Annotated in this window: 1 protein-coding gene and 2 pseudogenes; 1 reads left to right on the top strand and 2 read right to left on the bottom strand. The window is 34.1% G+C overall.

The features are described 5' to 3' along the window. Positions 1-110: 110 nt before the first annotated feature. Positions 111-197 (bottom strand): annotated as a pseudogene (locus NR121_RS24775) (GMP synthase (glutamine-hydrolyzing)); the annotation flags it as partial. Between the two features lie 386 nt (positions 198-583). On the opposite strand from NR121_RS24775, the gene NR121_RS24770 reads away from it, so the two are divergent. Then, positions 584-3127: a GmrSD restriction endonuclease domain-containing protein gene (locus NR121_RS24770; protein WP_256832128.1), complete on the top strand. Its 2544-nt coding sequence runs from the start codon at positions 584-586 to the stop codon at positions 3125-3127. A 419-nt stretch (positions 3128-3546) separates the two neighbouring features. Here the strand turns inward: NR121_RS24770 and NR121_RS24765 are convergent. Then, positions 3547-4000: pseudogene (locus tag NR121_RS24765) on the bottom strand (ATP-binding protein); the annotation flags it as partial.

Raw genomic sequence — 4000 nt, 5'->3', positions numbered from 1 at the left:
TCGGTTCCGTTTTTCCATGATCTCATTATAACTTATTTTTCACGCTCCCGTGTCTCAGCCTATGGGAACATTATAGTTAGTGGTCACATATCCCGTCGTTGAGAGGGAATTAAAGTTTTATAAGGAATACGCGCCCAGGCCGCGGTCATGCCGTCGATGGAGGTAAAGGCGCGGATGCCTACGGTGTAGGAGTACGTACTTCAATAGAGTAAATTACTATTCAATTGTCACGTTATTTTTGTATATCAATTGTAGCGGGTAAAACCAGAGATTTCAAACTATATTACAAATAAGTGGCATATCTTGTTACGACGATGCCGCCCTATAATGCTATTGAATCGCCTAATTCGATATTTTTATGACATACCCGAAAATAAAGGTAATACTGTCGATCTATTCATGCATCTAGTGCAACAGGCAAAGGAAACGCTATATGTGCAGATGTTTGTCACTTTCAACGTATATATATCCTGCTATTGGCTATGAATTTGCCGATTGAAAAAGGCATCTAGTATAGGCAGGAATTTACAAAAAAATATTGAATATTCTCTTTATAAAATGCTAACTAGGAGGAATAGATAAAATGAGTGATATATTTCTTCAAGATGAAGAAATACAAGAAATATTTAAATCACACTTAACTATAGAATCTAAGGTGATGTCAATAGAGACATTATTTGCAAATCCTAGAAGAAAGAACAATACAAAGTATGACCCATACTACCAGAGGAACTATGTGTGGGATACGGATAAAGCAAGCTACTTTATAGAAAGCATATTAATCGGGACAGAAATCCCTCCTCTTGTTTTTTTTAATACTGGAAAGCTAATTGAAGTTATCGACGGAAGGCAAAGGTTTGAAACTATTAAAAAGTTTATAGAGAATCAACTTACGTTAACTAACAATGGTTTGATGTCACTCAAAAGCTTGAAAAAGAAAAATTTTGATGATATGGAAACTGATATAAAGGAATTATTTTGGGATACTAAATTAAGGATTATCGAGTTTGGTTTAGTAAATGAACCACGTTTAGATGAGAGAAAAGAGGATTTGATAAAGAAAGAGATTTTTAGGAGGTACAACTCTGGAATTACTCCGCTAAAAAGTGTTGAAATAGATAAAGCGAAATATATCGAAAACGATACAAATAGCTTCTTTAAAAACAAGTTTAAAGACAATAAATTTGAATATAAAATGATTATTGATCTATTTTTTAATGAAAGAGATATGGAATTAATCAACAAATCTATTACTTTAGAAAAGGTCATGGATAAAATTCGACTCTTTCTTGTCTTACATAGCATACCTATAAGTTATTATTCTACTACTAAGGGCAGGAAGGAAATAGTTGGTAAATTATTCGAGAATCTTTCCAGCAACATAGAAGATTTAGATAAATTTTATAAACTCTTTTTTGATAAAATAAATTATATCTATGATCTAAAATTAATGCTTGAAAAGACAAAAAGACCTTATAACAGACTAATCTTTGAATGTGTTTTTTGGGCATTATCAATTGTTGAAAATGAGAAAAAAACTATCCCATTTATCAAAAACACAGAAGTTCAGGAATCGTTAGCTACTTATTTGTCTCAGAATATAGACCACTTCAAGACCGAAAATAGCCACTTCTATAAAGATTTCTATGATCGTTATTCCACAACTGCTACCTTTTTTACCAACTTAACTAACATAGATTTTGATTTGTATATTAATAATAAAGGCAGATTCAAACTTGATTCAATAACTAAGGAGGAAACATTCAAAACTCTTTCTGATTTAGAATTTTTGAGATTAAATAAACCAGACGCTTCTACAACCACAATTGATGATATATGCCGACAAATGAATAGAGGTAGATTTCTAGTTAGACCTCCCTATCAAAGAAATGAAGCTATTAATCACATTAAAGCATCTGCCATAATTGAAAGTATTTTATTAGGAATCAAACTTCCTCCAATATTTGTATTTAAAAGGAACGATGGTATTTCAGAAGTGGTAGATGGTCAACAAAGACTTCTTTCAATCTTAGGTTTTATTGGTGAAGGTTTTATTGACGAAAATGAAAAAACAGTTTATTCAGAGAAGAATAACTTTTCTTTGAAGAAACTTAATATTTTAAATACCTTAGATGGTAAAAAATTCGTTGATTTATCAGATGGTTTAAAAGAAAAAATATATGATTTTAATTTATCCGTTGTAAATATTGATGAAAAACTGAATCCAAACTTTGACCCCATCGATCTATTTATCCGACTAAATAACAAGCCTTATCCCATTAGGGAAAACACTTTTGAAATGTGGAACTCCTATGTTGATAAAGAGATAATCAGTGCAATTAAACTAAATACTGAAAAACATTCTTCTTGGTTTCATTCAAGAATAAATAACAAAAGAATGGAGAATGAAGAACTTTACGCTACATTAGCCTACCTTGAATATAAAAATGCTAGTAATACTTCCTTAAATGAGTCCTTGGATATTTATAAAAGTGGTGATAAGGTTAATGCTCGTATAAAAGAAAAAAGCGAGATCACCAAAGTTTTAAATGCTAGTTCAGTGGACGATAAGACTAATGAACTTTTTTTGAAAGCCATAAAAAGCTTAGAGTCCTTTATCAGAAAGCTTAGGATGGTACTTATTGATAAAGATGTTGACGATCCCAGTACTTATCTTAAAGGAGAATTAGATAAACTATTAAGTCAAAAAGGTAAATATTCACGCAGAACTCTACAGAATTTTTATGTTTTATGGTTTGTCCTTCACAGAATAAATTTGGAAATGATTAAACAGCACAGAATTACAATTAAACAAGAATTAGCTGCTTTATTTGAATTGATGAGGTTATATAATAACCAGACTAATATTGACTTGTTTATGGATAAGATTAACCAAATATGGTCAATATACTCGGTTGATGAAAGAGCCACAATCCTCAATGCGGAAGAAAAGAAAAACTTGCTAAAAAAACAAAATAACATTTGTCCAGTGTGCAACTCCTATTTGTTTGTTGGAGACGACATAGAGATAGATCACAAAAAGGCACTCGCCGTTGGAGGGCGAGATGTATTTTTAAACTTGCAAGCAGTGCATAAACACTGTAACCGAAAGAAAAGAACAAATTAAAAAAGCCCTTTAGGGGCTTTTTGTTTTAATGTACGAGTCGGGCATGACACGTAGAAAAGCGAAGCTTTTTGGCGGCAGACCTATTTGTATACATCGGTGATTCAATGTTTCCGAGTCCGCGGATTACGAATTGTCAGACCCTTACGGGAGTCTGTCAATAATTTTGTGTAATCTCTCTTTCCCGAGTCTAGTAACAGTGAGCCGCGGCTTGACTTGGAACCTCCGGCAGGCATGATGTCCTTGCGAAAGGGCGAACAGCTGAAGACTAATTCGCACCGGCATCCAGCCTATCATGCCTGCCCCTCCAAGTAAAGCCGCTTTTAACGTACTTGAACGCGTTCTGGATAGTATACCGTGAGTTGCAGCTGTAACCGTCAAGACCTCTTAAAACAATTATTGCTAAATAATTTTGAACAGTTTTAGCTGGCGAAAATAGTCTGCCGGTACTTCAGACGATAGCAATCACCACTTAATTGGATGACCTCGCTCTTATGCAAAATGCGGTCCAAGATCGCAGTCGTAATCGCTTGATCTCCCAATAGCTCACCCCAATCCTCTGGTCCCTTATTGGAGGTAAGGATGATTGAGGTTTGGCCGTACAACTTATTCACAAATTGAAAGAATAGATTTGCTTCATTGCGATCCATGGCCATAAACATCAGATCATCCAGAATGACCAAAATCAGAGTTATGAATACGTCGGAGTTTGTAGTGAGAAGATCGGGAAATCTCTTGTGTCTTCAGTAGTTGAATTAAGTTATCCATCGGCACGAAGCTCACTTTGCAGCCGTTATTTAATGCCTCTACGCCCAATCCAATGTAATGCTCCCCAAAGTCAAGACATGATTTTTTAGAAAATAAGTTATGTCCTCC

It is taken from the genome of Paenibacillus sp. Pae15, assembly GCF_024519685.1.
Classification (GTDB): Bacteria; Bacillota; Bacilli; order Paenibacillales; family NBRC-103111; genus Paenibacillus_G; species Paenibacillus_G naphthalenovorans.
This window is presented reverse-complemented; position numbering and strand designations above follow the sequence as displayed.

What these genes read in the sequence shown, in the direction of transcription:
- NR121_RS24770 (WP_256832128.1), top strand. Translation starts at nt 584, where the DNA reads ATGAGTGATATATTTCTTCAAGATGAAGAAATACAAGAAATATTTAAA.